This window comes from Cellulomonas sp. P24 (assembly GCF_024704385.1).
GTDB lineage: Bacteria > Actinomycetota > Actinomycetes > Actinomycetales > Cellulomonadaceae > JAJDFX01.
In genome coordinates this window covers 1686268-1712634 of the sequence record NZ_JAJDFX010000002.1, presented here as the reverse complement: position 1 = coordinate 1712634, position 26367 = coordinate 1686268, and the positions used below count along the sequence as shown (strand labels likewise).

Below are 26367 nucleotides of genomic sequence, written 5' to 3'. Positions count from 1 at the left end.
ACGAGTTCGCGCGTTGGGGCGGGGGGTTCGCCGCGGGTCACGGCATCGCGGGGAACGTGGGGCGGCGTCGGCGGACGGTAGCCGCGATGCGAGGGGCCAGTGCACACGGGTCCTTCAGGTCGGCCCACGTCACGCGGACGATGATCCAGCCGGCCTCCTCGAGGGCGTCCTGCCGTCTCTTCTCGGCGAACACGGCATCGGCAGCGCTGCCCGCTCGGGGGTCCGCGTACTTCACGAACCCGTCGAACTCGATCCCGACCTTCCACTGCGGCCAGCCGAGGTCGACGCGGAAGACGCCGATCCTCGTTGCGACCAGGACCTGGGTCGTCGGTCGGGGGAACCCACCGCTGAGCAGGGCATGCCGTGTCATCGACTCGCCGGGCGACTCGGACCCCTCGTCCGCCCAGGCGGCGACGACCCGTGCTCGTCGGACACCTCGACGACCGGCGGACCGGCGGAGGCGTGCCTCCAGCTCGTCTCGCACCGCCTGGCACGTCGACGGACGTCTCGACGTACCCTGACCGGCTCGGTCCAGCGCGGTCCCGCACGGTGATGTGTCGACCACCGATGCGTCGAGCCGGAGAGCTGAGTCGACGACGGCGAGCCCTTGTGGTCCAGGCAGTGACATCGCGCAGTCGACCGCGGTGCGGAGGAGCGAGGTCACGGGGACGCCGGCGTGCTGGTCGCGGTCGCGCAGCGGGAGCTCGGAGCAGTGGCGACGGATGCCTCGGTCCGTGTGACGGTTCGGGTTCACCGTCTGGATCAGGTGCGTCTGGGCCGGTGGTGTGGAGAGCCACAGCCCCCAGACGAGTGCGGCCGACTCGTGACTGAACCAGAAGTCGGCCGTCAGCTGGTGCGCGACTGCCGCGATGCGCCGCCGCGCGCCGATCATCGGATCAGACGCCGTCGGCTCCGCACGCGAGTGGTACGCCCCGCGGCGGATGCGCACCAGCGCGCCGGACCGCACGGCGTGCCGCAGGTCGGACGGGTCGATCTCGCGCGCGAGCACGACGGACGACGAGGGCAGCGGTCCTGCGTCGGCGTTCGGTGCCGATGGCGACAGGTACCCGTTCAACGTGACGAACATGCCCCAGTAGTCGCAGATCGAGACCCGTCACCCTCGGCGCGCCACCCGCCTCAGTGCGCCACCCGCGCGCCGCCCCACTTGTGGACGCCTCACCCCGCCAACCGCCGCCGCCAGCCGCCAACCGCCCGCCGAGATCGTGACGGCGCGCCGAGATCGCACGGTGGAACCCCCGATCTCGGCGCGCACTCACGATCTCGGCGTCAGGGGCGAGGGGCGTCAGGGGCGGGGGCGGGGTTAGCGGGCTCGGCGTTCGAGGCGGGGGAGGTCGAGGAGGACGACGGCTCGGCCGTCGCGGCGGACCCAGCCGCGGGCGGCGAAGTCTGCGAGGGCCTTGTTGACCGTCTCCCGCGAGGCACCGACGAGCTGGGCGAGCTCCTCCTGGGTGAGGTCGTGCGCGACGCGCAGACCGTCGTCGACCGGCTCGCCGAACCGCGTCGAGAGGTCGAGCAGGGCCTTGGCGACCCGACCGGGGACGTCGGAGAAGACCAGGTCGGCGAGCGTCTCGTTGGTGCGGCGAAGCCGGTGGCCGAGGGCCTGGAGCAGGTGGATCGCGACCTTCGGGTGGTCGGCGAGCCAGGTGTTCAGCTCGGCGTGGTCGAGCTCGAGCACCACAGCGTCGGCGACGACCGTCGCGGACGCGGTCCGCGGACCCGGGTCGAACAGCGAGAGCTCGCCGAACATCTCGCCCGGGCCGATCACCGCGAGAAGGTTCTCGCGGCCATCGTTCGAGCGGCGCCCGAGCTTGATCTTCCCGCTGGCGATCACGTAGAGCCGGTCGCCCGGGTCGCCCTCGTGGAAGATGGCCGCGCCGCGAGCGAACTCCAAGGGTGTCATGGACGACAGGAGGGCTCGCGACGCCTCGGGCTCCATGTGGGAGAACAAGGGAGCAGAGAGCACGACGGCGTCGTCCACGATGTCCTTCACCGACCTTCTCAACCTGTTGTGCGACGTCTGGGATCGGGCCCAGTCTGCCGTATCAGGCTGATTCGCGAGCACTCTGCAGCGCGGGGAGGTCGAGCGCCGCCGCCGGGTGGAGCGCCAGGTGGGCGATGAAGTCCTCCGTCGCGAGCTCGAGAGCGGTCGCCACGGACTGCTGGTACGCGCAGAGCCGTCGGTCGAGGTCGCGGAGCAGGTCGAGACGGTCGAGCTCGCCGATCGGCAGGCCGCTGCGCAGCGCCGTCTCGAGCTCGACCTGCATCGGCAGAAGGGCCTGGACGTCGACACCCAGGTAGGGGAGGGGGTCCTGGCCCAGCGGGTCGGGCATCGTCGCAGCGGCGACGGCGACCTCGATGCGCGCCCTCACGAGGCGACGCCACCGGTTGACCCGGAGGAGCTCGAGCCGAAGATCACGGCGCGAATGACGGAGTCTCCGCAGACCGGGCTCCGGCTCGCGCAGGGCGTCCGTCGGCCCTGCCGCCGCTGTGGCGTCCACCGTGCTCCCTCACCGTGCGCCGCGCCGCCGTGCTCGTCACGTCGGCTCGTTCCACCGCTTCTCGACCCGATCGAGCGCGCACTTGAGCCGAGCACGCGCAACGAAGGCCAGGATCACCCGTGCGGACCAGGGACGACGCATCGGACGTACGCTTCCGGCGTGACCTCGACCACAGCGCCGTCCTCAGCCGGAGAGTCCCACCTCGCGCTCGTCCGGCGGGCCCGGCGCATCAACCGGGCCCTCGCGGAGCGGCACCCCGAGGCCGCGTGCGAGCTCGACTTCGGCTCGCCGCTCGAGCTCCTCGTCGCGACGGTGCTCTCGGCCCAGTGCACCGACAAGCGGGTGAACATGGTCACCCCCGAGCTGTTCGACCGGTACCCGGACGCGCAGGCCTACGCCGGTGCGGACCGCGCGGAGCTGCAGGACCTGATCCGGTCCACGGGCTTCTTCCGGGCGAAGGCCGAGTCGCTCATGGGCATCGGGCGGGAGCTCGTCGAACGGTTCGACGGGCGCGTCCCGTCTCGGCTGGACGACCTGGTGACCCTCCCTGGGGTCGGACGCAAGACGGCCAACGTCGTGCTGGGCAACGCGTTCGCGACACCGGGGATCACGGTCGACACGCACGTCGGGCGCCTGGCTCGGCGCCTGGGGTGGACGACGAGCGAGGACCCGGTCCGGGTCGAGCAGGACATCGCGGACCTGATCGAGAAGCGCGAGTGGACCCTGCTGTCGCATCGGCTGATCTTCCACGGGCGACGCGTGTGCTTCGCCCGTCGCCCCGCGTGCGGTGCGTGCCCGATCGCCTCCGACTGCCCGTCGTTCGGGATCGGGGAGATCGACCCCGCGCGGGCCGCCGACCTGGTCAAGGACTGACCCGGGCCGCAGCGGTCGCCCGGGGTCGGTCGACTGGTGCGGTCAGCCGGCGAGCGGTGCCACGTCGGCGAGCCAGTCCAGCAGGAGGGCGCCGACGACGTCCGGCGCCTCCTCGGGGACGAAGTGCCCGGCGCCCGCCACGAGCTCGAACCGGTAGCGGGACCCGCTGAGCGAGACCGGGGTCGACGCGGTGGCGGCGGGCCGGCAGCGGTCGCCGGAGCCGTGGACCTGGAGCACCGGCACCGTGACGGGGGCGCGCAAGCGTGCCAGGTAGCGCCGGCCGTCGGTACGTGGTGTCGAGCGGACCAGCCAGCGGAGGCGTTCCATCGCGCTGTGCGCGGCGAACGGCACCTGGGCGGCGACCCGGTACGTCTCGGCGTCGTCGTCGGTGATCCACCCGTCGGCACCCCACTCGCGCAGCAGGCGGGTGACGAGGTCGCCTCGTGTCATCGACCGCTCCGGGAGCGTCGGCAGCTGGAAGTAGAGCAGGTGACGCAGCGCGGTCGGCGTCAGGGCCGCTCGGCCGAGGGCGCGCGCATGCACCGGGTGCGGCATGCCGAACGACCCGACGGCCGCTGTGACGGACGGCTCGAGCGCCGTCATCGCCCAGGCCACGGAGCCACCGACGCCGTGGCCGACGACGACGGCGCGGTCGACGCCCAGCGAGCGCACGAGCCCGGCGACGTCCCGGCAGAGCGTCGGGACGTCGTACCCGATCGGGGGCTTGTCCGAGGCGCCCGTCCCGCGAAGGTCCATCGCCACGACCCGGTAACCGGCGTCGGCCAACGCCGGGATCTGGTGCCGCCACGCCCACCAGAACTCGGGGAACCCGTGCAGGAGGACGACGAGCGGGGCCTCACGGTCGTCCGGTCCGGCGGCGGCGACGTGGAAGCGCGCCCCGTTGGCCGGGACGAACTGGTGCCGCCATGGGCCCTCGATCAGGACGGCGGTCGAGTCGACGCTCACTTGGGCGAACCTACCTCGTTCCGTGCTCGCGGGGGATGCGGAACGTGCGGGGCCATGGCGCGCGTGACCGGTCAGCGGGCGACGGTCTCACGAGGTGTGCCGGTATCCCCGGACCTCGAGGGTGTCGTCGTGGTCGCGGGGCCGGGCTCCGCGTCGTCGGGTGCGTCCGCATCCGTCCCGCGCCCGCTGTCGAGCGACGAGCGTCGGTCCTTCGGCATGTCGAACCGGTAGCCGACGTTGCGGACCGTGCCGATCAGCTGTTCGTGCTCCGGACCGAGCTTGGCGCGCAGACGCCGGACGTGGACGTCGACGGTCCGGGTGCCTCCGTAGTAGTCGTAGCCCCAGACCTCCTGGAGGAGCTGCGCCCGGGTGAACACCCGGCCGGGGTGCTGCACCAGGTACTTCAGCAGCTCGAACTCCTTGTAGGTGAGGTCGAGGTGGCGCCCACGCAGCCGCGCCGAGTAGCCGCTCGCGTCGATCGTGAGCTCGCCGGCGGAGATCTCCTCGGGCGCCGAGTCGACCGCGGGGGTCGCGAAGCGCTCGATGACGAGGCGGATCCGGGTCTCGACCTCGGCGGGGCCGGCGTTCGCGAGGACGAGGTCGTCGACCCCCCACTCGGCGGTGAGCACCGTCAGGCCGCCCTCGGTGAGGATCAGGATGACCGGGACCGTGAGCCCGGTCGCGCGGAGCATGCGGCAGGTGGTCCGTGCGGTGGCGAGGTCACGCCGTGCGTCCATCAGGACGACATCGGCCTCCGGGGCCTCCAGCAGGGCCGAGGGCTCGACGGGCAGCACCCGGATCCGGTGGGTCAGCAGACCGAGAGCGGGGAGCACCTGGGCCGGGCCACCGGACGAGGGAGTGAGCAGCAGCAGGTCTGCCACCGGAAGAACCTCCTTGCTTGCCGTGTGGGACACGCTACAACGCGTGGCGTGTCCCACACGCGGCGTTCCAGCGCCTGAGCCGGGTGATCGCCGCTCGCCGTGCGGCCGTCCGACGGGCGGCCGCAACCGGCCCGCGCCGGCGCATCTGCGACAATCGTCCGCGTGCCCACCCCCGCCCGCGCCGCCGCGCGCCCGGACGACCGCGTCCGCCGCGGCCGCCACGGTGCGCCCGCGGCACCGGTGAACGGGCGGTGGCCCCGATGAGCCTGACCACGCGGGCGGTGTGGACGGCGTTCGTCGCGACGCTCATCGCGGTCGCGGCGTACGTCGGCGAGACGCCCCTGGCCGCGTTCTGCGCCGTCCTGGCCGTCGTCGTCGCGTTCGGGTGGCCGGTGCTGCTCGGGCTGCCGAGCAGACCGGGGGCCTCCGTGGTCATCGGCGTCGGTGGCGTGGGCGCGGTCGCCGCCATCACCTTCACCCGCGGCGAGCCGTTCCTGCGTGAGCTCCCCGCAGTCGTCGCGCTGTCGATCCTGCTGGCGTTCGTCAGCGAGCTGCTGCGCACCGACGGGCGTGAGCGGCTGCTGGAGTCGGTCTCCGGGGTCGTCGCGGGCACCCTCGTCGTGGCCTCGGTCGCCGGGTGGGTCGCATCCGGTCGGACGTCGGGCGGCACCGGCCTGGTCATCACCGGGGCGCTCGCGCTCGCGGTCGGGTCCGCGGTGGTGGTCCTGCCGATCTCCGGCTGGATCGGTGCGTTCGTCACGGTGGGGGTCGCCGCGGGGGCCGGTGCGGGGGCCGGTGCGCTCGTCCCGGGCATGGATGTGGTCGCCGGTGCGCTGCTGGGCCTCGCCGTCGGTGTGCTGGTCGCGTCGCTGCACGTGCTCTTCGACCGGCTCCGGGCACTGCGGAAGCTGCCTGCCGCTCTCGCCGCCCTGGTCCTCCCGGTGACGGTCACGGGGATCCTCGTGTACGTCGTCGGCCGGGTCCTGGTGGGCTGAGCGATGCAGACGAGGATCGAGCTGCTGCTCGCGGTACTGGTGCTGGCCGGCGCGCTCGGCTGGTGGTGGTCGTGGCGCAACGGCCGCTTCACGGCAGTGTCCGAGCGGGTCGCGGCGGTCGCCCACGAGAGCGACGACGTGCCCTCCGCCGCCTCTCCCCAGGTGACACCGGCGGAGCTGGGCGTCGCCCCAGGCGCGCGGGCGACGTTCGTGCAGCTGTCCTCGGAGGTGTGCGCACCCTGCCGGCGGACCGCCGTCGTGCTGTCCTCCGTCGCGGCGGACCACCCCGGAGTCGTGCACGTCGAGCTCGACGTCGAGGAGCACCTCGAGCTCGTGCGGCGCTTCCACGTGCTGCGCACCCCGACCGTCCTCGTGCTCGGTCCGGACGGGACCGTCTGCGGCCGCATGAGCGGTGCGGTCAGCCACCACCACGCCATCGCCTCGCTCGAGTCGCTCGGGCAGTGTCCTGACGGTGCCCGCGCGCACTGAGCGCGGTCACCGGCCCCGGCACTGCTCGACCCTCGAACGAGACCGGAGACACCCATGCCTGACCAGACCACGCCTGACCAGACCGTGCCCGACCACGCATTGCCCGACCACGTACTGCCCGACCACTCCCGCACGACCCCGCACCCTCCCACCGGGATCGACCCGCGCGGGCCGCGCGTCGGTGCCGCGATCACCGCGTTGCTCCTCGCGACCACCCTGCTCCTCGGCACCGGCACCGCCGCGCTCGTCCTGCTCGCCGTGATCGCCGCGCTGTTCCTCGTCGGAACGGTGCGCGGCGCCCAGGGCTCCGTCCAGGGACGCCTGTTCCGCGCGTTCGTGCAGCCGCGTCTCGCGCCGCCCACCGAGCTCGAGGACCCGCGTCCGCCGCGCTTCGCTCAAGGGGTCGGCCTCGTGATCACCGGCCTCGGCGTGCTGCTCGGCGCGGTGGGGGTCGGTGCCGCGATCCCGACGGCGGCGGCGTTCGCCCTCGTCGCGGCGTTCCTGAACTCCGTGTTCGGGTTGTGCCTCGGGTGCGAGCTGTACCTGCTCGGCCTGCGCCTGCGCTCTCGCGAGGCCTGAGCCGGGCCCCTGTCGCTCAGTAGACGAGCGCCTGCGCGGTCGGGGACAGCACCTCTTCGACGAACACCGCGGCCCCCGCGATGCGGATGCCGGGGAGGACGTCGTCGGGGCCGATCTCCCGCCGGGCGGCGCACTGGGTGCAGACCGTCACGCGACCGCCGGCCAGCACCGCGGCCAGGAGGTCGCCGAGGGGAGCGGCGTGCTCGAGCGCGAGCTGCTCGGCCCGTCCGGGCAGCGCGAGCCAGCTCGCCTCGCCGGTGAGCCACAGGCTCACGTCGGCCCCCGCGGCGACGGCGGTCGCGGCGACGGTGAACGCCTGGTTGCAGGCCTCGAGGCGGTCGGCGCCGGCGGTGGTCTTGACGACGAGGGGGCGTTCGGGTCGGCTCACGTCGTCAGGGTAGGCGCGCGCGGCGTGGACACGTCGGCGCATCTGCCGCCGGTCGTCGTTAGGATCGCCCCATGAGCGCGCTCGAAGGCTTCTTCATCGGTCTGCTGCTGCTGACGACGATCGCGATCGCGTGGTTCGCGGGGTTCGTCGTCTACCGGCTCTACAAGGGACAGCACTGAACCTGCCCACGTCGGGCCCGTACCCGTCGGGGAACGCCCCGGCCGGAGCGGTCGCGTCGAGAGAGGTGCTGACATGGCGTTCGTGATCCCGGACGACCTCGCCCCCGAGGCGTACCCGCTCGCCTGGTTGCTGGGCCGCTGGCACGGCGAGGGCGTCGTCGCGTACCCGGGGATCGAGGAGACCGTGGTCACCCAGGACGTCGTCTTCGACCACGACGGGGGTCCGTACCTGCGGTACGAGTCGACGCTCCGGCTGGTCGTCGCACCGGACGACGGCTCGGCGCTCGTGCCGGGGCCCGACGGTGAGGTCCAGGCGGTCGACGGCCCCGCACCGGGACCCGTGTGGTCCACCGAGACGGGGTACTGGCGCGTCTCGCCGGAACGGGAACCCTCGCTGCCCGCCGACCGGCACCCGCTCGAGGTGCTGCTCACCGACCCGGCGGGCCACCTGTCGCTGTACGTCGGCTCCACCGGCAACGGCCGCGTCGACCTCGTGAGCGACCTGATCGCGCGCACGTCGAGCGCGGCGGAGATCACGGCGGCCACCCGGATGTACGGCTACGTCCAGGGCGAGCTGATGTGGGCGTGGGACCTGGCGGCCTTCGGGCAGGGTCTGCAGTCCTACGTGTCCGCACGGCTGAGCAGGGTCGACGTGGACGACGACGGACAGGACGCGTGAGCAGGCGATGACGACGGACCCCGGCGCGACACCGATCACGACCTCGGAGGCAGGGGCGCGCGTCTGGCCCGAAGCGAGGTTCCGGAGCCCGCTGCTCGCACGGCGGGGCGCGGTGGCGGCCGCCGGTGCGGACGACGGCGTCGCGTGGCACTACGGGGACCCGACGGCCGAGCAGCGCGCCCTGGCGCAAGGTGGCGCGGTCGTGGACCTGTCCCACCACGGCGTCGTCCGGGTGACCGGGCCGGACCGGCTCTCGTGGCTGAACTCGATCACGTCGCAGGACCTCACCGAGCTCGCGCCGCGCACCTCGACCGAGACGTTGGTGCTCAGCCCGCAGGGGCACGTCGAGCACGCCGCCGGTGTCGTGGACGACGGCGACGCGACCTGGCTCCTGACCGACGGCTCCGACGCCCCCGCGCTCGCGGCGTGGCTCGACCGGATGAGGTTCATGCTCCGGGTGGAGGTCGCGGACGTCAGCGACGAGTGGGCGACGCTCGGCGAGCCGCTCGACTCCGAGGGGGGCGACGGGGAACCGGTCACGTGGCGCGACCCGTGGCCGAGGGTCGCACCCGGTGGCACGCGGTACGGGCGCCCGGAGGAGGAGCACCCCGGTGGGGACCGGCCGTGGCGTCACGTCCTCGTCCCGCGGGCCACCCTGGTGGACGAGGTCGCGGCACGCGAGGCGAGCGGGTGGCGGATCGCAGGGACCTGGGCGAGCGAGGCGCTGCGGATCGAGGCCTGGCGTCCGCGCCTGGCCCTGGACGTCGACCACCGGACGATCCCGCACGAGCTCGACTGGCTGCGGACCGCGGTCCACCTGCACAAGGGCTGCTACCGGGGGCAGGAGACCGTGGCACGGGTGCACAACCTCGGTCGCCCGCCGCGCCGGCTCGTGATGCTGCTGCTCGACGGCTCCGGCCACCTGCTCCCCGCCCACGGCGCGGCGATCCGGGTGCAGGGCGGCGGTGACCGGGTGGTCGGCGAGGTCGGTTCGGTGGCCCGGCACCACGAGCTCGGACCGGTGGCCCTCGCGCTGGTCAAGCGGAGTCTGCCCGAGGACGCGGTGCTGGTCGTCGACTGCGACGGCGGCGCGGTGTCCGCGGCCCAGGAGGTCGTGATCGCCGCGGACGGCGTCTCCGTCGACCGGCCACCGCAGCGCGGCCCTGTCGCGCGCGGGCTCGGTCACCCACCGCGCCTGTGAGCGAGCCCGCGGGCACCGGCGACCCTGCGGACGTGGCAGGTGCGGGCGGCCCCGCGGGTGACTCTGCGGGTGGCGCCGAGACCGGCGCCGGGGAGACGGGCGGCACCGGCGGAGCGGTCGGCTCCGAGGGTCGCAGCGGTCGGGACGTCGGGCGCACGGCCGTCGACCTGCGGGGGCGTCGGTCCGCACGGGTCCTCGGCGAGGCGCGCGTGCGGCAGGGCTGGGGCCGGGTCCGTGCGTCGTTCTTCCCGGTGCTGCAGGCGTCGGTCGCCGCCGGGGCGTCGTACGCCATCGGGCGGCACGTCCTCGGGCACGAGTTCCCGTTCTTCGCGCCGGTGTCCGCCTGGGTCGCGCTCGGGTTCTCGATGGACCGGCAGGTCCGACGGGTCGCGGAGCTCGCGATCGGTGTCGCGGTCGGCGTCGGTCTGGGTGACCTCGTGGTGCACGTGATCGGCAGCGGGTGGTGGCAGGTCGCGCTCGTCCTGGCGGTCTCGGCGCTGCTGGCGCGGTTCATCGACCGTGGCGTCGTGCTCGCGACCCAGGCCGGGGTGCAGGCGCTGGTGATCGTGGGCCTGCCGGCGCTCGGGGCGAACGGCGGCCCGCTCGGCCGGTGGACCGATGCGCTCGTCGGCGGCGCGGTGGCGCTCGCAGTCGCCGCGCTGACCCCGAGCGACCCGCGGCGCCGGCCGCGGATGCAGGCGAAGAACGCCGTCGGCGAGCTCGCCGGGATGCTGCACCTGCTCGCCCGGGGCCTCCGGAACGGGTCGGCGCACGACGTCGAGGACGCGCTGATCCGGGGACGGGCCTCGCAGCCGGCTCTCGACGACTGGCGGGAGGGTGCACGCAACGCCCGTGACCTCGCCCGGGTGTCGCCGGCGGGGCGCCGCCACCGCGACGAGCTGACCGCCCTCGGGAACTCGGCGGTGCGGGTGGACCGGGCGATGCGCAACGCCCGGGTGCTGGTCAGGCGCGCGCTCGCGACGATCGAGGACGGTCACGTCCACGACCGTGCCGACGTGGCGACGGTCGTCGACGGGTTCGCGGTCGCGTGCGACGACCTGGGGATCGCGCTCGCGACAGGCCGTGAACCGGTCCGTGCGCGCGAGGAGCTCCTGGTGCTCGCGGGCCGGCTGGACCCGTTCGTGCTCGCTCCCGACGACTGGCACGTGCAGAGCCTCGTGCTGCTGTGCCGCTCGCTCGTGGTCGACCTCCTCGAGGCGACCGGCGAGGACCCCGGCGCGGCGCGGGACGCCCTGCCGGAGCTCTGAGGCGTACACGCGCACGACGATCGGCTGTACCGTCTGAAGATGGACGTTCCGGTCAGCACGTTGCGCGCCGAGCTCAAGCAGTGGATCGAGGCCGCGCGAGGCGGTGAGGACGTCGTCATCACCGAGCGGGGCGTGCCGGTCGCCCGTCTCACCGGGGTCGCGTCGGCCGACCTCCTCACGCAGCTCCTGCACGACGGCCTGCTCACCGCACCCGATGCGCCGCGGCCGGTGGTCGAGGGCGACGAGCGGCCCGGTGCGCGCAGCGCGACGGGTGTGACCGGCCTCGTGCGTCGGCTCCGGCGCTGACGATGGCGCTCGTCTACGTCGACGCGAGCGCGGTGCTCAAGCTCTGCGTGCACGAGCCGGGATCTCCCCTCGCGTCGCGGCTGTGGGACGGTGCCGACGCGGTGGTGACGTCGCGGCTGTGCGATGCCGAGGTCCGGGCGACCCTCGCGGCTGCGCAACGGGCCGGGCTGCTGGAGCCCGAGGACCATGGCGCGGCGGTGCGGATCTGGGACCGGCTCGCGCCGAGCGTCTACCTGGTCGAGGTCACCGCGGAGATCATGGCGACCGCCGCGCGGTTGATCGCACGGCACCCCGTCCGCGGAGCCGACGCGGTGCACCTCGCGAGCGCGCTCGCCGTCGCCTCGCCGGACCTCGTGGTCGCGGTCTGGGACGAGCACCTTGCCGCCGCGGCGCGCGCCGAGGGGCTGACCGTGGTCCCGACCGCCTGACGTCTCGTAGGCTCCGCAGGGTGATCTTCGCCTCGCTGCAGAACCTCGTGTACCTCATCCTGTTCGTCGCGATCTTCGGGTTGAGCGTGTGGGGGCTCGTCGACGCCCTCATCCGCACGCCGCAGGCGTTCGTGTCGGCCGGCAAGCGCACCAAGAACTTCTGGGTCATCGTGCTCGCGGCCTCCACGGCGGTGGCCTTCGTCGCCCTGCCGCCGCCGCTCGGGAACGGCTATCTCGGGTTCATCGCGCTCATCGCGGCCGTGGCGGCGATCGTGTACCTCGTCGACGTCCGCCCTGCCGTCCAGGGGCCGTCGGGTCGCGGTGGACGTCGTGGCCCGACCTCGCGCGGCGGCTGGTGAACCGGGGCATGTCGATGGGGATCGACGTCGGGACCCGCGCGGTCCCGCTCGCACGCGTGGTCCGTGGTGACCTCGTCGAGTCGGTGCACACCGGCCACCTCGTCGTCCTCGGCACCCACGGCACTGACGGCACGGTCGAGCACGCCTTCGGCGACCCGGACGTCACCATCCTGGCGAGGTCCTCGCTCAAGCCGCTCCAGGCGATCGCGATGCTGCGGCACGGTCTGGCGCTCGACGGCCCGGAGCTGGCGATCGCGTGCTCGAGCCACAACGCCGAGCCGGCCCACCTCGAACGTGTGCGGACGGTGCTCGCGGGCGCCGGCCTCACGGAGGACGCGCTGCGGAACACGCCGGACCTGCCGCTCGACCCGGCTGCGGCCCTCGCATGGCAGTCCTCGGGGCACGTCGCGTGCGCCCTGACGCAGAACTGCTCCGGCAAGCATGCGGCGATGCTCGCGACGTGCGTCGTGAACGGCTGGGACCTCGCGTCGTACCTCGACCCCGGGCACCCGCTGCAGGTCGCGATCCGTCGCACGCTCGAGGACCTCACCGGCGTCCCGGTGCAGCACGCGACCGTCGACGGCTGCGGCGCCCCGCTGTTCTCGACGACCCTCACCGGTCTCGCGCGTGCGTTCGGCGCGATCGCCGCCGCACCGCGCGACGCCCCCGGCACCCCGCAGGCACGTGTCGCGGCGGCGATGACCGCGAACCCCTGGCTCGTCGCCGGGACGGGTCGCGACGCGACCCAGGTCATGCGCGCGGTGCCTGGCCTCGTCGCGAAGGACGGGGCCGATGGCGTGTACGCCGCGGGGCTCCCCGACGGCCGGGCGATCGCGTTCAAGATCACCGACGGCGGCGCGCGGCCACGGCCGGCGGTGCTCGTCGCCGCGCTCCTGCTCGCCGGCCTGGACCCCGCGGTCGACCTCGATGCGCTGCGGGCCGTCGGCCACACCCCGGTCCTCGGCCACGGCGAGCCGGTGGGCGAGGTCGTGGCGACGCTCGGCACCCCGGCTGGCGCATGAGGGGCGACCTGCGCAGGTACCGGCACGTGACAGGAGGAGAGGCCGGATGAGAGCCGTCGTCCAGCGCGTGACGCATGCCTCGGTGGCCGTCGGCGGCGAGGTCGTCGGGCGGATCGACCGGCCGGGTCTCGTCGCACTGATCGGGGTGACCCCCGGTGACGGTCCGGCCCAGGTCGAGCTCGTCGCGCGGAAGATCGCCGAGCTGAGGATCCTTCGTGACGAGCAGTGCGCGGTCGACGTCGGGGCACCGGTGCTGGTCGTCAGCCAGTTCACGCTGTACGCGGACACCCGCAAGGGCCGACGCCCGACGTGGAATGCGGCCGCGCCGGGCCCGGTCGCGGAGCCACTGGTCGCCGACGTCGTCGCCGCGCTGCGGGCCCGCGGGCTCGAGGTCGCGACGGGGGTGTTCGGCGCCGACATGGCGGTCGAGCTCGTCAACGACGGACCCGTGACGATCCTGCTCGAGTCCGACCCGTCGCGGTAGCGGCCCACCGCGCCGTGCCGCCGTGCGTCCGGGCCCCGACCGGGGTCACGATGGGCCCATGCTGATTGAGGCGGTGTGTGGCGACCTGACCCGCGAGCACGTGGACGCGATCGTCAACGCGGCGAACTCGTCGCTGCTGGGTGGCGGCGGGGTGGACGGCGCGATCCACGTCGCTGCGGGGCCCGCGCTGCTGGCCGAGTGCCGTGAGCTGCGCCGGACGACCCTCCCGGACGGGTTGCCGACGGGCGACGCGGTCGCCACCGGCGCCGGCGACCTGCCCGCACGCTGGGTGATCCACACCGTCGGTCCCGACCGCCACCGGGGTCAGACCGACCCCGGGCTGCTCGCGTCGTGCTTCGCGCGGTCCCTCGACGTCGCGGCCGCGCTCGGTGCGTGTTCGGTCGCGTTCCCGGCCGTGAGCGCGGGGGTGTACGGCTGGGCGGTGGACGACGTCGCTCAGATCGCGGTCGACACGGTCCGGTCCTGGGCCGAGCAGCACCCGGTCGACGCGTCGGGCCGCGAGCACGCGGTCACGCTGGTGCGGTTCGTGCTGTTCTCCGAAACCGCGCTCGAGGCTTTCCGGTCAGCCCTCACCCGCGGGTCAGGCGGTTCAACCCCGTCGTGAGGTCGTCGACCGTCGCGGTCAGGGAGATCCGGATCCACCCCTCGCCGCCGCGGCCGAAGGCCGACCCCGGAGCCACCGCGACCCCGGCCGTGAGCACGAGGTGCTCGGCCCACGCGGCGACGTCGTCCCCGCACAGTCGCGAGACGTCAGCCCAGAGGTACAGCCCCCCGGTCGCGGGCAGGTACGGGATGCCGTGCGCGTCGAGCACCGCCGACGCGAGATCACGGTGCGCCCGGTAGGTGCGTGCCGCCTCGGCGACGTCGTTCTGCGGCCCGGTGAGCGCGGCCAACGCCGCGTACTGGGCCGGGGTGTTGACGCACGAGACGATCGACTCCTGCACCGAAGCCATGACGGGGATCACCGACCGCGGGACGACGAGGGCGCCGACGCGCAGCCCGGTCATCGCATGGGTCTTGGAGAACGTGTGCAGGGTGAGGACCCGGCCGTCCGTGTCGAACCGTGCCGCCGGGACGTGCGGGACGTCATACGTGAACGCCTCGTAGCACTCGTCGGACAGCACCCAGAGGTCGTGCCGTCGCGCGAGGTCGACGAGGTCCTCGAGCAGGCCGGCCGGCAGCGCTGTGCCGAGCGGGTTGGACGGCGAGTTGAGGAGCAGGACGCGCGTGCGCGGGGTGATCGCGGCCTCGATCGCGGCGGGGTCCGGCAGGAACCCGTCCTCCGCCCGCAGCGGGTACGGCACCGGGACGGCCTGGAGCAGGTGGCTCGCCATCGAGAACGGCGGGTAGCCGGGGTCGGGCACCAGCACCTCGTCGCCCGCCGCGACCGTGAGGCTCAGCCCCAGGTGCAGCGCCTGGGCGCCGCCGGCGGTCACCCACACCTGGTCGGGGTCCACGGTCACGCCGTCGTACGTCAGGTGGGCGGCGAGGGCGGCGCGGAGCGGCGGGATGCCGCCGTTCGGCGTGTAGCGCGTGTCGTCCCGCACGAGCGTGTCGACCGCGGCACGCAGGATGTGCTGCGACGTGGGGAGGTCCGGCTCACCGACGCTGAGCACGATCGTCCCCGGAGTGGCCCAGGCGAGCTCGGTGATGCGGCGGATGCCGGAGGCGGGGATGGTCTGCACGTGCGGCGCGAGCGTGGGCACGCGCGAGACGGTAGCCGTTCCGTGTGACGCGGAGATGTCGTGCGTGTCGCGGCTAGGGTGACCGGGTGGACAACGTGGGAGCACCGGGCACGCGTCGTGGACGCGTGGTGATGCAGGTCAGGTGGTCGGACGTCGACCTCTTCGGGCATGTGAACAACGCCGCGTACCTGGGGTACCTCGACGACGCCCGGTTCACGCTCTTCCCGTCGATGGGGGTCGACGAGACCGGGGCGCTCACGGCGTCGATGCTGGTCGTGGTCAAGCACGAGATCGAGTACCTCGCAGCGCTCACCTACCGCCCCGCGCCGTTCGCGGTCGAGGTGTGGGTCCCGAGGATCGGTCGCTCGTCGGTGGACTTCGCGTACGAGATCCTCGACGCCGCGAGCTCCAGCACGGTGTTCCTGCGGGCCCGTTCACGGATGGTCCAGCTCGACGCCGCGACCCATGCCCCGCGCGCGTTCACCACGGAGGAACGGGCCGCGTTCGAGGCGTACGAGGGCGTGGCACCGGAGCTGCACGGCTGGTGAGGCGAAGCGGTCCGGTGGGTCGTGCCCGGCCGACAGTCACGCCTGCGGCGAACACGGGCAGGTTTGCCCCCGTACCCCCGTTAGCATCGAACAACGCCCACGCCGGGGCTCTGTGCCCAGGCCGCACGCCGCTCGTGAGGAGTGCACATGTTCGAGAGATTCACAGACCGAGCCCGCCGGGTCGTCGTCCTTGCCCAAGAAGAGGCACGGATGCTGAACCACAACTACATCGGCACCGAGCACATCCTCCTGGGTCTCATCCACGAGGGCGAAGGCGTCGCTGCGAAGTCGCTCGAGTCCCTCGGGATCTCTCTCGACGCCGTGCGCGCCCAGGTGCAGGAGATCATCGGCGAGGGCCAGCAGGCCCCGTCGGGTCACATCCCCTTCACGCCCCGGGCCAAGAAGGTTCTCGAGCTCTCCCTGCGCGAGGCGCTGCAGCTCGGCCACAACTACATCGGCACCGAGCACATCCTCCTCGGCCTCATCCGCGAGGGTGAGGGTGTTGCCGCCCAGGTGCTGAACAAGCTCGGCGCGGACCTCAACCGTGTGCGCCAGCAGGTCATCCAGCTGCTCTCGGGCTACCAGGGCAAGGAGCCGGTCGCGGCCGGCGGCCCCGCCGAGGGTCAGCCGTCGGGCTCGGCCGTGCTCGACCAGTTCGGGCGCAACCTCACGCAGGCCGCCCGCGAGGGCAAGCTCGACCCGGTCATCGGTCGTGGCAAGGAGATCGAGCGGGTCATGCAGGTGCTGTCCCGCCGCACCAAGAACAACCCGGTGCTGATCGGCGAGCCCGGCGTCGGCAAGACGGCCGTCGTCGAGGGGCTGGCCCAGGACATCGTGCGCGGCGACGTGCCCGAGACCCTGAAGGACAAGCAGCTCTACACGCTCGACCTCGGTGCGCTCGTCGCCGGCAGCCGCTACCGCGGTGACTTCGAGGAGCGCCTGAAGAAGGTCCTCAAGGAGATCCGCACGCGCGGCGACATCATCCTGTTCATCGACGAGATCCACACGCTCGTCGGTGCGGGTGCCGCCGAGGGTGCGATCGACGCCGCGAGCATCCTCAAGCCGATGCTCGCGCGCGGCGAGCTCCAGACGATCGGGGCCACGACGCTCGACGAGTACCGCAAGTACGTCGAGAAGGACCCGGCCCTGGAGCGCCGCTTCCAGCCGATCCAGGTGGCGGAGCCGACGCTCAAGCACACGATCGAGATCCTCAAGGGCCTGCGGGACCGCTACGAGGCGCACCACCGGGTGTCCATCACCGACGGCGCGCTCGTCGCGGCCGCGACGCTGGCCGACCGGTACGTCAACGACCGGTTCCTGCCCGACAAGGCGATCGACCTGGTCGACGAGGCCGGCGCGCGCCTGCGCATCCGCCGGATGACGGCCCCGCCCGAGCTGCGCGAGCTCGACGAGCAGATCGCCGAGACGCGTCGCGACAAGGAGTCGGCGATCGACGAGCAGGACTTCGAGAAGGCGGCGCGCCTGCGCGACACCGAGAAGCAGCTCGGTCTGCGGCGCGTCGACAAGGAGAAGGCCTGGAAGTCCGGGGACCTGGACGCGGTGGCCGAGGTCGACGAGGAGCTCATCGCGGAGGTGCTGGCGATCGCGACCGGCATCCCGGTGTTCAAGCTCACCGAGGAGGAGTCGAGCCGGCTGCTCCACATGGAGGCCGAGCTGCACAAGCGCGTCGTCGGTCAGGAGGCCGCCATCAAGGCGCTCTCCCAGGCGATCCGCCGCACGCGTGCGGGGCTCAAGGACCCCAAGCGCCCGGGTGGCTCGTTCATCTTCGCCGGGCCGACCGGTGTCGGGAAGACCGAGCTCGCCAAGGCGCTCGCGGAGTTCCTGTTCGGCGACGAGGACGCGCTGATCCAGCTCGACATGAGCGAGTTCTCGGAGAAGCACACCGTCTCGCGTCTGTTCGGCTCGCCCCCCGGCTACGTCGGGTACGACGAGGGCGGTCAGCTCACCGAGAAGGTGCGGCGCAAGCCGTTCTCGGTCGTGCTGTTCGACGAGGTCGAGAAGGCGCACGCGGACATCTTCAACTCGCTGCTGCAGATCCTCGAGGACGGCCGTCTGACCGACTCGCAGGGTCGGGTCGTCGACTTCAAGAACACCGTCATCATCATGACGACGAACCTCGGCACGCGGGACATCGCGAAGGGCCTCCAGACCGGCTTCCAGGTGGGCGGCGACCTGTCGACGTCCTACGACCGGATGAAGTTCAAGGTCCTCGACGAGCTCAAGCAGCACTTCCGCCCGGAGTTCCTCAACCGCGTGGACGACGTGGTCGTGTTCCCGCAGCTGTCGCAGCCGGAGATCGTCGCGATCGTGGACCTCATGATCGCCAAGCTCGACGCACGTCTGCGCGACAAGGACATGGCGATCGAGCTCACGCCCGCCGCGAAGATCCTGCTCTCGGAGAAGGGGTACGACCCGGTCCTTGGGGCGCGCCCGCTGCGCCGGGCGATCCAGCGGGAGATCGAGGACGCACTGTCCGAGAAGATCCTGTTCGGCGAGCTCAAGGCCGGTCAGCTGATCCGCGTCGACGGGCACGGCGAGGGTCTCCTCGGAGAGTTCACCTTCGAGGGTGTCCCGAAGGGCGACCAGGCACTCGTCGAACCGGTCCCGGTCGGCGTGGCCGCCGAGACGGGCACCCCGAAGTCGGGGATCGACGTACCGGCGGGACCGTCCTCCTCGGACGGACCGGCCAGCGGGGTCATGCCGGCGGCCAACTGAGGGACGTCCGACGCGGCCGCGTCGGGACGCGACAGGTGAGGGGCTCGGATCCGCACGGATCCGGGCCCCTCACGCGTTCGTGCCGGCGCTCGAGACGCACGGTGACCGGTCACGGTGGCGGCGAGGGAGGGGGCGTCGACCTCGAACACATCCCGCATTCGTCGAAGACGCCTCTGACCTGCACCGATGCAGCTCGCGACATGGTGGCGGGGCGCCGAGAGCCGCCCCGAGACCGGGGTACGCCGGACCCCGTGTGACAGTCTGGGGGGATGCACAGGCCCCGTTCAGGCGGGGCCCCGTTGTGTGACTCGTATCCCCAACTGATGGAGTTGACCTTGTTTTCCGCCAGAATCCGCTTTCTCGGAACCGCGACCGCAGTCCTGTCGGTCGGTCTGCTCGCCGCCTGTAGCGGCAACAGCAGCACCCCGACCGCCGGGGGTAGCCCCAAGGCGCTTGACGGCGTGAACGTGACGGTGGGGTCGAAGGACTTCACCGAGAACATCCTGGTCGGCGAGATGCTCGCCCAGGCCATGACGGCCGAGGGCGCCAACGTCACCGACCGGACCGACCTCGGCGGCACGTCGGTGAACCGCAAGGCGCTGCTGTCCGGCGACATCGACGTCTACCCCGAGTACGACGGCACCGGGTGGACCGTCCACCTCGGCCAGCAGGACCCGAGCAAGACCCCGCAGGCCCTCTTCGACGCGACGTCCGCGATGGACCTGACGAAGAACAAGATCACGTGGGTCGGGCTCTCGCCGTTCAACGACACGTACGGCTTCGCCGCGAACGGTGACCTGGCGAAGGCCCAGGGCGGGTTCGACCTGCAGTCGATGGCGGACTACCTCAAGGCCCACCCCGAGGCCAAGCTGTGCATGGAGACGGAGTTCCCGGATCGTCCCGACGGTCTGACGCTCTTCACGAAGGCCACCGGGTACCAGGTGCCGCAGAGCCAGATCCAGATCCTCGACACCGGCCTGATCTACACGGAGACCGCGAAGGGCTCGTGCCAGTTCGGTGAGATCTTCACGACCGACGGCCGCATCACCGCGCTGAACCTCAGCCTGGTGAAGGACCCCGGGGTCTTCATCCTCTACAACGTCTCCTACACGTGGAAGGACGCGGTCTTCGAGAAGCACGCCGCGACGTACACGAAGCTGGCCGACGAGATCCTCAAGCCGCTCGACCAGAAGAAGATGGCCGAGCTCAACGCGAAGGTCGACGTCGACGGCAAGAAGGCCAAGGACGTCGCAGCCGGTTACCTCAAGGAGATCGGGCTGCTCTAGCCGCCCGGCACGCGCACGACGAGGGCCCCTCACCGTTGCGGTGAGGGGCCCTCGTGCGTGTGAGCCAGGTGCGTGCAGGCCCTAGAGACCCCGAGGCTTCAGGTAGCGCTCGGCGACGGCGCCGAGCCAGTCGAAGCTGAGCGCGATGATCGCGACCAGACCGGCCCCGACGAGGAGGACGGGGTCCTGCTGGAGCTTCAGACCCGAGTTGATCGTGATCCCGAGCCCGCCACCGCCGACCAGGAACGCCAGCGTCGCCATCCCGATGTTGATGATCATGGCCGTGCGCACCCCGGCGATGATGACGGGCACCGCCAGCGGGAGCTCGATGTGCACGAGCGCCTGCCACCTCGTCATTCCCATCCCGCGGCCGGCCTCGATCGTCGGCCGGTCGACGCCGTCCAGCCCGACCATGGTGTTGCGCAGCACGGGCAGCAGCGCGAACAGCACGAGCGCCCAGATGACCGTGGTGAGGCCCTGGCCGAGCATCACGAGGAAGATGACGAGCAGCCCGTAGGCGGGCAGCGCCTGTCCGGCGTTGGCCACGCTCAGCACGGCCGGGCCGAACCGTCGCAGCGCGGGTCGGGTGAGTGCCACGCCGGCGGGGACGGCGATGAGGACGACGATGACGGTCGACCAGAACGCGATGGTGACCTGCTCCACCGTCTCTGGCCAGAGCTTGACGCCCCAGTCGAGCGCACTGGCCTGCTGGAAGTTGTCCCCCGAGTCGAGGTGGAGGCCGCGGTAGTAGAACCAGAGCCCGGCGGCGAGGACGAGGATGCCGACCGGGGCGAGCGCCAGTCCGATCGGGCGGTTCCGGGTCGACCGGGTGCGTGCTGTCGCGACCGCGAGATCGGTGCCGTCGTCGTCTGCCGAGCGCGACCGATCGGCCTCGAGCGGCGGCGCGCCCGTTCGCCCGACGGCCCTGGGGCCGCTCACGAGGACGCCTCCAGCGCGTCGTAGTGGGCCTGGGCCTCGTCGCGGAGCCTGCGGATGACCTCGGTGAGGTGGTTGATCTCCACGGCGCCCACGAACCGACCCCGGGGGTCGACCACGCAAGCCCGCCCGGTGGAGGACTTGAGCATCTCCTCGAGGGTGTCGTGCAGCGTCGCGTTCTCCTCGACCCGGCTGCGGACGTGCTGTCCGCGGGTGAGCAGGTCGCGCCCACCGCCGCCCCGGCTCAGGTCGCCGGCCCGCAACCAGCGCACCGGGCGTCGCTCGCCGTCCAGCAGCAGGAGCCACTCGCGCCCGGAGGCGCGCAGCGTCGACTGGCCGACCTCGACCGGGTCGGAGAGCGTCATCGTCGGGTACGGCTTGAGGTCCAGGCCGCTCACCCGCTCGAAGTGCAGGCCCTTCAGGGTGGAGCCGGAGCCGATGAAGTCGTCCACGAAGTCGTCGACCGGCAGGGCGAGGATCCGCTCCGGGGTGTCGATCTGGCGGATGGCGCTGCGCTCGCCGAGGATCGCGATGCGGTCGCCCATCTTGATGGCCTCGTCGATGTCGTGCGTGACGAAGACGATCGTCTTGCCCAGCACGCCCTGCAGCCGCAGGAACTCGTTCTGGAGCCGGTCCCGGGTGATCGGGTCGATCGCCCCGAAGGGCTCGTCCATCAGCATGACGTCCGGGTCCGCTCCCAGGGCCCGCGCCACCCCGACCCGCTGGGCCTGCCCGCCGGAGAGCTCCTTGGGATAGCGGTTGCGGTACTCGGACGGCTCGAGGCCCATGATGTCGAGCAGCTCGTCGACGCGGGCACTGATCCGCTTCTTCTCCCAGCCCAGCATCTTCGGGACCGTGGCGATGTTCTCGGCGATCGTGTGGTGGGGGAACAGCCCGATCTGCTGGATGACGTAACCGATCCGGCGGCGCAGGTGATCGGGGTTGACCTTCGTGACGTCCTCGCCGTCGAAGTACAGGTGCCCGCCGGAGGGCTCGATCATCCGGTTGATGAGTCGCAGCGTGGTGCTCTTGCCGCACCCGGACGGGCCGACGAGGACGAGGATCTCGCCCTTCCGCACGTCCAGGGTGAGCTCTTCGACGGCGGGCACGTCGCTGCCCGGGTAGATCTTGGTGACTCGGTCGAGGCGGATCATCGAGGTGTCGTCCATGGGTCTCTCCTTCAGTTCCGCAGGCCGGATGAGGTGGTGAGGCGCTGCACGAAGGCGAACACCAGGTCGAGCAGGAGTCCGAGCATGACCGTGAACACGGTCCCGACCCAGACCGACTCCACGCTCCCGGGTAGGCCGAGGCGGGTCAGGCCGCCCTGGATGAACGTGCCGAGCCCGTCGCCGCCGACGAGCACCGCGATCGCAGCGATGCCGACGACCAGCAGGCTGGACACCCGGACCCCGGCCATGATGACGGGCCACGCCAACGGGAGCCGGACCTGCATGAGCTGCCGGACGGTGCCCATGCCCATCCCGCGGGCCGACTCGACCACGGCCGGGTCGACCTCCTCCAGGCCGGTGACGGTGTTCCGGAGGATCGGCAGGATCGCGTAGAGGAAGAGCGCCAGCATCGCCGGTGGGTTCCCGATCCCGAGGATCGGGATGAAGAGCGCGAACAGGGCGAGCGACGGGATGGTGAGGAAGATCCCCGCGATGCTCAGCGCCGCGGTCCGGGCGAGCGCGTGGCGCTGGACCATGACGCCGGCGACGACCGAGAACACGGTCGCGACCACGATGACGACGAGCACCAGCCGGGCGTGCTGCAGAGAGGCCTGAAGGATGTCCCCCCAGTGATCGACGACATACCCGAACCAGCTCGACATGCCGTCCATCAACAAGCTCCCTCGTCGGTAACGTCGGCCAGGGCTCACCTCCCCGGAACGGGGCGGCGACCAGGGCCCGTGCTGTCGCCTCAACCCGTGATCGAGGCTCGTCTCGTCGTTCAGGGTAGCCGAGGGGCCGGATCGGCCCCCGAACCGGGGTCGCCGGCACCATCCGCCACGCGCACTGCTCGTCCACCCGGGTCGGCCCGGGACGCCCTCATCGAGCGGCGTCGAACCCGAGCTGGCGCCAGGCCTCGTAGGTGGCGATCGCGGCGGAGTTCGACAGGTTCAGCGACCGCCGACCGGCCAGCATCGGGATCCTCAGCTGCGCTGTCACCCGGGGGTTCTCGAGGACCTCGGGCGGCAGACCGGTGGGCTCGGGACCGAACATCAGGGCGTCGTCGCCGCGGTACGCGACGTCGGTGAACCGGGTCGTGGCCTGCGTCGTGAAGGCGAAGACCCGCGCCTCGGGCATGGCCGCCAGGGCTGCAGCGAGGTCCGGGTGCACGACGACGTGCGCGAGGTCGTGGTAGTCGAGCCCCGCGCGGCGCAGCTTCGGCTCGGACAGGTCGAAGCCGAGCGGCTCGACGAGGTGCAGCTCCGCCCGGTCACGGCGGCCAGCCGGATCGCGTTCCCGGTGTTGCCGGCGATCCGGGGCTCGAAGAAGACGATGCGCAGCACGCCGCGATCCTGCCACGTCCTCCGGTGCAAATAGGATCGACGCATGAGCCTGTACAGCGCCGCCGCCGACCGCTACGACACGATGACCTACCGCCGCTGCGGTCGCAGCGGGCTCGACCTGCCGGCGCTGTCGCTCGGCCTGTGGCACAACTTCGGTCACACGACGCCGTTCGAGACCCAGCGGGCCGTTCTGCGTCGCGCGTTCGACCTGGGTGTGACGCACCTCGACCTGGCGAACAACTACGGCCCGCCGTACGGCTCGGCCGAGGAGAACTTCGGCCGCCACCTGGCCGCAGACCTGCGGCCGTACCGCGACGAGCTCGTCATCTCGTCGAAGGCGGGCTACGACATGTGGCCCGGGCCCTACGGCGACGGCGGCTCGCGCAAGTACCTGCTCTCGTCTCTCGACCAGTCGCTCGCGCGACTCGGCCTGGACTACGTGGACATCTTCTACTCCCACCGCCCCGACCCGTCGGTGCCGATCGAGGAGACCATGGGGGCGCTGCACACCGCCGTGACGAGCGGGCGGGCGCTGTACGCCGGGATCTCCAACTACTCCCCGTCGCAGACCCGGACCGCGGCCCGGGTGCTGGCGGACCTCGGTACCCCGCTGCTGATCCACCAGCCGTCGTACTCGATGTTCAACCGGCACGTGGAGATCCCGGAGGCGGATGACGCGGGGGAGACCCTGCTCGACGTGGTCGGTGACCTGGGGATCGGGGCGATCGTGTTCTCCCCGCTGCACCAGGGGCTGCTCACCAGCCGATACCTGTCCGGTGAGGTGCCCGCGGGATCGCGTGCGTCGGTCGGTCACTTCCTCAAGCCGGAGCGGATCACGGAGCCCTACCTGACCCGGGCGCGAGCGCTGAACGAGGTCGCGGCCGGTCGGGGGCAGTCCCTCGCGCAGCTGGCGCTGTCCTGGGTGCTGCGGGACCGGCGGGTCACGTCGGCGCTCATCGGCGCGAGCAGTGTCGCCCAGCTCGAGGACAACGTCGCCGCGCTCGCGGCCCCGCCGTTGACCGCGGACGAGCTCGCCGCGATCGAGCCGTATGCGGTGGACGGGACTGCGCGCTGACCGCACCTCGCGCTGACCGCACCTCGCGCTGACGGGACTGCGCGCCGACGGGACTGCGCGCCGACGGGACTGCGCGCTGACGGGACTGCGCGCTGACGATCCCTCGGGATCAGCTGCGGAGCGCCTCGAGGAGCTCGGCTCCGTAGGTGTCGAGCTTGGCGGCGCCGACACCGCTGACGGTGCCGAGCTCGTCGAGGGTGGTCGGGAGCCGCGTCGCGATCTCGCGCAGCGTCGCGTCGTGGAAGACGACGTACGCCGGGACGCCCTTCGTCTTCGCGGTCGAGGCGCGCCAGGCCCGCAGCCGCTCGAACACGGTCAGCGCGTCGGCGTCGAGGTCCGTCGCGGCGGTGCGCCTGGCCTGCCGCGTGGGGCGCGCCGCACGCGGGGCCTCGCGTCGGAGCAGCACCGACCGGTCGCCACGGAGCACGTCCGCGCTCGCCTCGGTGAGGCGGAGGGTGCCGTAGCCGTCGGCGTCGACGGCGAGCAACCCCTGCGCGAGCAGCTGCCGCACGACGCCCCGCCACTCGCCTTCCGAGACGTCGGCGCCGATGCCGAAGACGCTCAGCGACGCGTGACCGAGCTGACCGACCCGGGGGGTCGTGCGTCCGAGCAGGATGTCGACGACGTGACCGGCGCCGTAGCGCTGGCCCCGTTGGTCGAGGCGCACGACGGCCGAGAGCAGCTTCTGGGCGGCGAGGGTTCCGTCCCACGACTCGGGCGGTGCCAGGCACGTGTCGCAGTTCCCGCACGGCTCCCCGGACTGGCCGAAGTACGCGAGGAGCTGGACCCGGCGGCAGGTGACGGTCTCGCACAGCGCGAGCATCGCGTCCAGGTGCGCGGCGAGGCGCCGACGGTGGGTCGCGTCGCCCTCGGAGGTGTCGATCATGCGGCGCTGCTGGACGACGTCCTGCAGGCCGTAGGCGAGCCAGGCCGTCGCCGGCAGACCGTCCCGGCCCGCGCGACCGGTCTCCTGGTAGTAGCCCTCGACCGACTTCGGGAGGTCCAGGTGGGCGACGAACCGCACGTCGGGCTTGTCGATGCCCATGCCGAACGCGATCGTCGCGACCATGACGAGGCCGTCCTCGCGCAGGAACCGTGACTGGTGCGCCGCGCGGACCCGCGCGTCGAGGCCGGCGTGGTACGGCAGGGCCGGGATGCCGTGGTCGACCAGGTGCTGCGCGGTCTGCTCGACCGATGCGCGGGAGAGGCAGTAGACGATCCCGGCGTCACCCGGGTGCTCGGCGCGTAGCAGGTCGACGAGCTGTGCGCGTGGCTTGTCCTTCCCGACGATCCGGTACTGGATGTTGGGGCGGTCGAAGCTCGCCACGAAGTGCCGGGCGTCGGTGAGCTGCAGGCGCTGGGCGATCTCGGTGTGGGTCGCCTCGGTCGCGGTCGCCGTCAGGGCGATGCGCGGGACCGTTGGCCAGCGCTCGTGCAGCACCGAGAGCTGCAGGTAGTCGGGGCGGAAGTCGTGGCCCCACTGGGAGACGCAGTGGGCCTCGTCGATCGCGAACAGCGCGATGGTCCCACGATCGAGCAGGTCGAGGGTGTCCGGGACCCGCAGCCGCTCGGGTGCGAGGTAGAGCAGGTCGAGCTCGCCGTCGAGGAAGGCCCGTTCGACGCGGCGGCGCTCGGTGAGGTCCTGCGTCGAGTTGAGGAACCCGGCGCGGACACCGAGGGCCGACAACGCGTCGACCTGGTCCTGCATGAGGGCGATCAGGGGGGAGACGACGACGCCGGTGCCGGGCCGGACCAGCGCAGGGACCTGGTAGCACAGGGACTTCCCCCGCCGGTCGGCATCAGGACGAGCGCGTCACCGCCGGCGACGACGGTGTCGATGATCTCGGCCTGGTCGCCACGGAACGCCTCGTAGCCGAACACGCGACGCAGGACGTCGAGAGGAGCAGCGGGTGCGCCGTCGGTCACCGGGTCGACGGCGCGCACGTCATCGA

General features: G+C 72.3%; 27 protein-coding genes and 2 pseudogenes. 17 read left to right on the top strand and 12 right to left on the bottom strand.

All coding sequences use genetic code 11. The annotated features are described in order from the left end of the window. Nucleotides 1-37: 37 nt before the first annotated feature. The 3 genes from LJB74_RS08060 to LJB74_RS08050 all read right to left on the bottom strand — a co-directional run bounded on the left by LJB74_RS08060 (nucleotide 38) and on the right by LJB74_RS08050 (nucleotide 2519). The gene (locus tag LJB74_RS08060) at nucleotides 38-1087 is read right to left on the bottom strand and encodes a type IV toxin-antitoxin system AbiEi family antitoxin domain-containing protein (protein WP_259308041.1); all 1050 of its coding nucleotides are present in this window, start codon (nucleotides 1085-1087) and stop codon (nucleotides 38-40) included. Nucleotides 1088-1321: 234 nt separating this feature from the next. Further along, nucleotides 1322-1999 carry a Crp/Fnr family transcriptional regulator gene (locus tag LJB74_RS08055; RefSeq protein WP_310650888.1) on the bottom strand — a complete coding sequence of 226 codons (678 nt, stop codon included), beginning with the start codon at nucleotides 1997-1999 and terminating at the stop codon, nucleotides 1322-1324. 64 nt (nucleotides 2000-2063) lie between these two features. Continuing rightward, nucleotides 2064-2519 carry a hypothetical protein gene (locus tag LJB74_RS08050; RefSeq protein WP_259308040.1) on the bottom strand — a complete coding sequence of 152 codons (456 nt, stop codon included), beginning with the start codon at nucleotides 2517-2519 and terminating at the stop codon, nucleotides 2064-2066. Between the two features lie 159 nt (nucleotides 2520-2678). Here LJB74_RS08050 and nth point away from each other — a divergent pair, with 159 nt between their 5' ends. Then, a complete protein-coding gene (gene nth, locus LJB74_RS08045; RefSeq protein WP_259308039.1) occupies nucleotides 2679-3392 on the top strand; it encodes an endonuclease III in 714 nt (237 codons plus the stop codon). Nucleotides 3393-3434: 42 nt separating this feature from the next. On the opposite strand, the gene LJB74_RS08040 is transcribed toward nth, so the two are convergent. Together LJB74_RS08040 and LJB74_RS08035 are read right to left on the bottom strand one after the other, a co-directional pair. Further along, entirely contained in the window at nucleotides 3435-4358 is a 924-nt protein-coding gene (locus tag LJB74_RS08040) for an alpha/beta fold hydrolase (protein WP_259308038.1), read from the bottom strand. Nucleotides 4359-4429: 71 nt separating this feature from the next. Further along, nucleotides 4430-5239, bottom strand: a complete 810-nt coding sequence (locus LJB74_RS08035; protein WP_259308037.1) for a response regulator transcription factor — start codon at nucleotides 5237-5239, stop codon at nucleotides 4430-4432. Nucleotides 5240-5499: 260 nt separating this feature from the next. Here LJB74_RS08035 and LJB74_RS08030 point away from each other — a divergent pair, with 260 nt between their 5' ends. From LJB74_RS08030 to LJB74_RS08020, 3 genes are read left to right on the top strand one after another with little or no spacing between them, the layout of a single operon-like run. Continuing rightward, the gene (locus LJB74_RS08030; protein ID WP_259308036.1) at nucleotides 5500-6234 is read left to right on the top strand and encodes a hypothetical protein; all 735 of its coding nucleotides are present in this window, start codon (nucleotides 5500-5502) and stop codon (nucleotides 6232-6234) included. Nucleotides 6235-6237: 3 nt separating this feature from the next. Continuing rightward, the gene (locus LJB74_RS08025) at nucleotides 6238-6723 is read left to right on the top strand and encodes a thioredoxin family protein (RefSeq protein ID WP_259308035.1); all 486 of its coding nucleotides are present in this window, start codon (nucleotides 6238-6240) and stop codon (nucleotides 6721-6723) included. 54 nt (nucleotides 6724-6777) lie between these two features. Next, entirely contained in the window at nucleotides 6778-7302 is a 525-nt protein-coding gene (locus tag LJB74_RS08020) for a DUF4395 domain-containing protein (protein WP_259308034.1), read from the top strand. 16 nt (nucleotides 7303-7318) lie between these two features. Here LJB74_RS08020 and LJB74_RS08015 read toward each other — a convergent pair whose 3' ends face one another. Then, nucleotides 7319-7690: a DsrE family protein gene (locus LJB74_RS08015; RefSeq protein ID WP_259308033.1), complete on the bottom strand. Its 372-nt coding sequence runs from the start codon at nucleotides 7688-7690 to the stop codon at nucleotides 7319-7321. A gap of 252 nt (nucleotides 7691-7942) precedes the next feature. Between LJB74_RS08015 and LJB74_RS08010 the strand changes: the two genes are divergently transcribed. The 9 genes from LJB74_RS08010 to LJB74_RS07970 are packed head-to-tail and all read left to right on the top strand — an operon-like array spanning nucleotide 7943 to nucleotide 14241. Beyond that, nucleotides 7943-8548 (top strand): FABP family protein, encoded by a 606-nt coding sequence (locus LJB74_RS08010; protein WP_259308032.1) that lies wholly within the window; start codon nucleotides 7943-7945, stop codon nucleotides 8546-8548. Nucleotides 8549-8555: 7 nt separating this feature from the next. Beyond that, nucleotides 8556-9749 (top strand): folate-binding protein YgfZ, encoded by a 1194-nt coding sequence (locus LJB74_RS08005; RefSeq protein WP_259308031.1) that lies wholly within the window; start codon nucleotides 8556-8558, stop codon nucleotides 9747-9749. A gap of 32 nt (nucleotides 9750-9781) precedes the next feature. After that, a complete protein-coding gene (locus LJB74_RS08000; RefSeq protein WP_310650831.1) occupies nucleotides 9782-11017 on the top strand; it encodes an FUSC family protein in 1236 nt (411 codons plus the stop codon). Nucleotides 11018-11056: 39 nt separating this feature from the next. After that, on the top strand, nucleotides 11057-11323 hold the full coding sequence (locus LJB74_RS07995; protein ID WP_259308030.1) for a type II toxin-antitoxin system prevent-host-death family antitoxin: 267 nt from the start codon (nucleotides 11057-11059) through the stop codon (nucleotides 11321-11323). 2 nt (nucleotides 11324-11325) lie between these two features. After that, entirely contained in the window at nucleotides 11326-11751 is a 426-nt protein-coding gene (locus LJB74_RS07990; protein WP_259308029.1) for a type II toxin-antitoxin system VapC family toxin, read from the top strand. A gap of 20 nt (nucleotides 11752-11771) precedes the next feature. Continuing rightward, a complete protein-coding gene (locus LJB74_RS07985) occupies nucleotides 11772-12110 on the top strand; it encodes a DUF2516 family protein (protein WP_259308028.1) in 339 nt (112 codons plus the stop codon). Between the two features lie 14 nt (nucleotides 12111-12124). Continuing rightward, on the top strand, nucleotides 12125-13132 hold the full coding sequence (locus LJB74_RS07980; RefSeq protein ID WP_396125220.1) for an asparaginase: 1008 nt from the start codon (nucleotides 12125-12127) through the stop codon (nucleotides 13130-13132). A 46-nt stretch (nucleotides 13133-13178) separates the two neighbouring features. Then, nucleotides 13179-13616 (top strand): D-aminoacyl-tRNA deacylase, encoded by a 438-nt coding sequence (gene dtd, locus LJB74_RS07975; RefSeq protein ID WP_259308026.1) that lies wholly within the window; start codon nucleotides 13179-13181, stop codon nucleotides 13614-13616. Nucleotides 13617-13674: 58 nt separating this feature from the next. Beyond that, a complete protein-coding gene (locus tag LJB74_RS07970) occupies nucleotides 13675-14241 on the top strand; it encodes an O-acetyl-ADP-ribose deacetylase (protein ID WP_259308025.1) in 567 nt (188 codons plus the stop codon). On the opposite strand, the gene LJB74_RS07965 is transcribed toward LJB74_RS07970, so the two are convergent. Continuing rightward, nucleotides 14207-15343, bottom strand: a complete 1137-nt coding sequence (locus LJB74_RS07965) for a pyridoxal phosphate-dependent aminotransferase (protein WP_259308024.1) — start codon at nucleotides 15341-15343, stop codon at nucleotides 14207-14209. The two genes, LJB74_RS07970 and LJB74_RS07965, sit on opposite strands and share 35 nt — an antisense overlap. Nucleotides 15344-15408: 65 nt before the next feature. Between LJB74_RS07965 and LJB74_RS07960 the strand changes: the two genes are divergently transcribed. From LJB74_RS07960 to LJB74_RS07950, 3 genes are all read left to right on the top strand, one after another. Then, nucleotides 15409-15870: a thioesterase family protein gene (locus LJB74_RS07960; RefSeq protein ID WP_259308023.1), complete on the top strand. Its 462-nt coding sequence runs from the start codon at nucleotides 15409-15411 to the stop codon at nucleotides 15868-15870. 147 nt (nucleotides 15871-16017) lie between these two features. Next, a complete protein-coding gene (locus tag LJB74_RS07955) occupies nucleotides 16018-18606 on the top strand; it encodes an ATP-dependent Clp protease ATP-binding subunit (protein WP_259308022.1) in 2589 nt (862 codons plus the stop codon). Nucleotides 18607-19067: 461 nt separating this feature from the next. Next, nucleotides 19068-19892, top strand: coding sequence for a glycine betaine ABC transporter substrate-binding protein (locus tag LJB74_RS07950; protein WP_259308021.1), 825 nt, complete (start codon nucleotides 19068-19070; stop codon nucleotides 19890-19892). Nucleotides 19893-19973: 81 nt separating this feature from the next. On the opposite strand, the gene LJB74_RS07945 is transcribed toward LJB74_RS07950, so the two are convergent. The 4 genes and pseudogenes from LJB74_RS07945 to LJB74_RS07930 all read right to left on the bottom strand — a co-directional run bounded on the left by LJB74_RS07945 (nucleotide 19974) and on the right by LJB74_RS07930 (nucleotide 23340). Further along, entirely contained in the window at nucleotides 19974-20831 is an 858-nt protein-coding gene (locus LJB74_RS07945; protein WP_259308020.1) for an ABC transporter permease, read from the bottom strand. Beyond that, nucleotides 20828-21997: an ATP-binding cassette domain-containing protein gene (locus LJB74_RS07940; protein WP_259308019.1), complete on the bottom strand. Its 1170-nt coding sequence runs from the start codon at nucleotides 21995-21997 to the stop codon at nucleotides 20828-20830. The genes LJB74_RS07945 and LJB74_RS07940 overlap by 4 nt, the downstream gene beginning before the upstream one ends. A gap of 11 nt (nucleotides 21998-22008) precedes the next feature. Next, nucleotides 22009-22668, bottom strand: coding sequence for an ABC transporter permease (locus tag LJB74_RS07935; RefSeq protein WP_259308018.1), 660 nt, complete (start codon nucleotides 22666-22668; stop codon nucleotides 22009-22011). A gap of 208 nt (nucleotides 22669-22876) precedes the next feature. Beyond that, nucleotides 22877-23340: pseudogene (locus tag LJB74_RS07930) on the bottom strand (tRNA (cytidine(34)-2'-O)-methyltransferase). Between the two features lie 43 nt (nucleotides 23341-23383). Between LJB74_RS07930 and LJB74_RS07925 the strand changes: the two are divergent. Further along, entirely contained in the window at nucleotides 23384-24415 is a 1032-nt protein-coding gene (locus LJB74_RS07925; RefSeq protein ID WP_259308017.1) for an aldo/keto reductase, read from the top strand. A gap of 109 nt (nucleotides 24416-24524) precedes the next feature. Here the strand turns inward: LJB74_RS07925 and recQ are convergent. Then, a pseudogene (recQ, locus tag LJB74_RS07920) lies at nucleotides 24525-26359 on the bottom strand (DNA helicase RecQ). Nucleotides 26360-26367 lie beyond the last annotated feature (8 nt).

Bases quoted from the DNA above. Each gene is read 5' to 3' on its own strand.
- LJB74_RS08005 (WP_259308031.1), top strand. From the start codon at position 8,556: ATGACGACGGACCCCGGCGCGACACCGATCACGACCTCGGAGGCAGGG.
- LJB74_RS07970 (WP_259308025.1), top strand. From the start codon at position 13,675: ATGCTGATTGAGGCGGTGTGTGGCGACCTGACCCGCGAGCACGTGGAC.
- LJB74_RS08030 (WP_259308036.1), top strand. From the start codon at position 5,500: ATGAGCCTGACCACGCGGGCGGTGTGGACGGCGTTCGTCGCGACGCTC.
- LJB74_RS08010 (WP_259308032.1), top strand. From the start codon at position 7,943: ATGGCGTTCGTGATCCCGGACGACCTCGCCCCCGAGGCGTACCCGCTC.
- dtd (WP_259308026.1), top strand. From the start codon at position 13,179: ATGAGAGCCGTCGTCCAGCGCGTGACGCATGCCTCGGTGGCCGTCGGC.
- LJB74_RS07995 (WP_259308030.1), top strand. From the start codon at position 11,057: ATGGACGTTCCGGTCAGCACGTTGCGCGCCGAGCTCAAGCAGTGGATC.
- LJB74_RS07925 (WP_259308017.1), top strand. From the start codon at position 23,384: ATGAGCCTGTACAGCGCCGCCGCCGACCGCTACGACACGATGACCTAC.
- LJB74_RS07955 (WP_259308022.1), top strand. From the start codon at position 16,018: ATGTTCGAGAGATTCACAGACCGAGCCCGCCGGGTCGTCGTCCTTGCC.
- LJB74_RS07940 (WP_259308019.1), bottom strand. From the start codon at position 21,997: ATGGACGACACCTCGATGATCCGCCTCGACCGAGTCACCAAGATCTAC.
- LJB74_RS08025 (WP_259308035.1), top strand. From the start codon at position 6,238: ATGCAGACGAGGATCGAGCTGCTGCTCGCGGTACTGGTGCTGGCCGGC.
- LJB74_RS07935 (WP_259308018.1), bottom strand. From the start codon at position 22,668: ATGGACGGCATGTCGAGCTGGTTCGGGTATGTCGTCGATCACTGGGGG.
- LJB74_RS08020 (WP_259308034.1), top strand. From the start codon at position 6,778: ATGCCTGACCAGACCACGCCTGACCAGACCGTGCCCGACCACGCATTG.
- LJB74_RS07990 (WP_259308029.1), top strand. From the start codon at position 11,326: ATGGCGCTCGTCTACGTCGACGCGAGCGCGGTGCTCAAGCTCTGCGTG.
- LJB74_RS08060 (WP_259308041.1), bottom strand. From the start codon at position 1,087: ATGTTCGTCACGTTGAACGGGTACCTGTCGCCATCGGCACCGAACGCC.
- LJB74_RS07980 (WP_396125220.1), top strand. From the start codon at position 12,125: ATGGGGATCGACGTCGGGACCCGCGCGGTCCCGCTCGCACGCGTGGTC.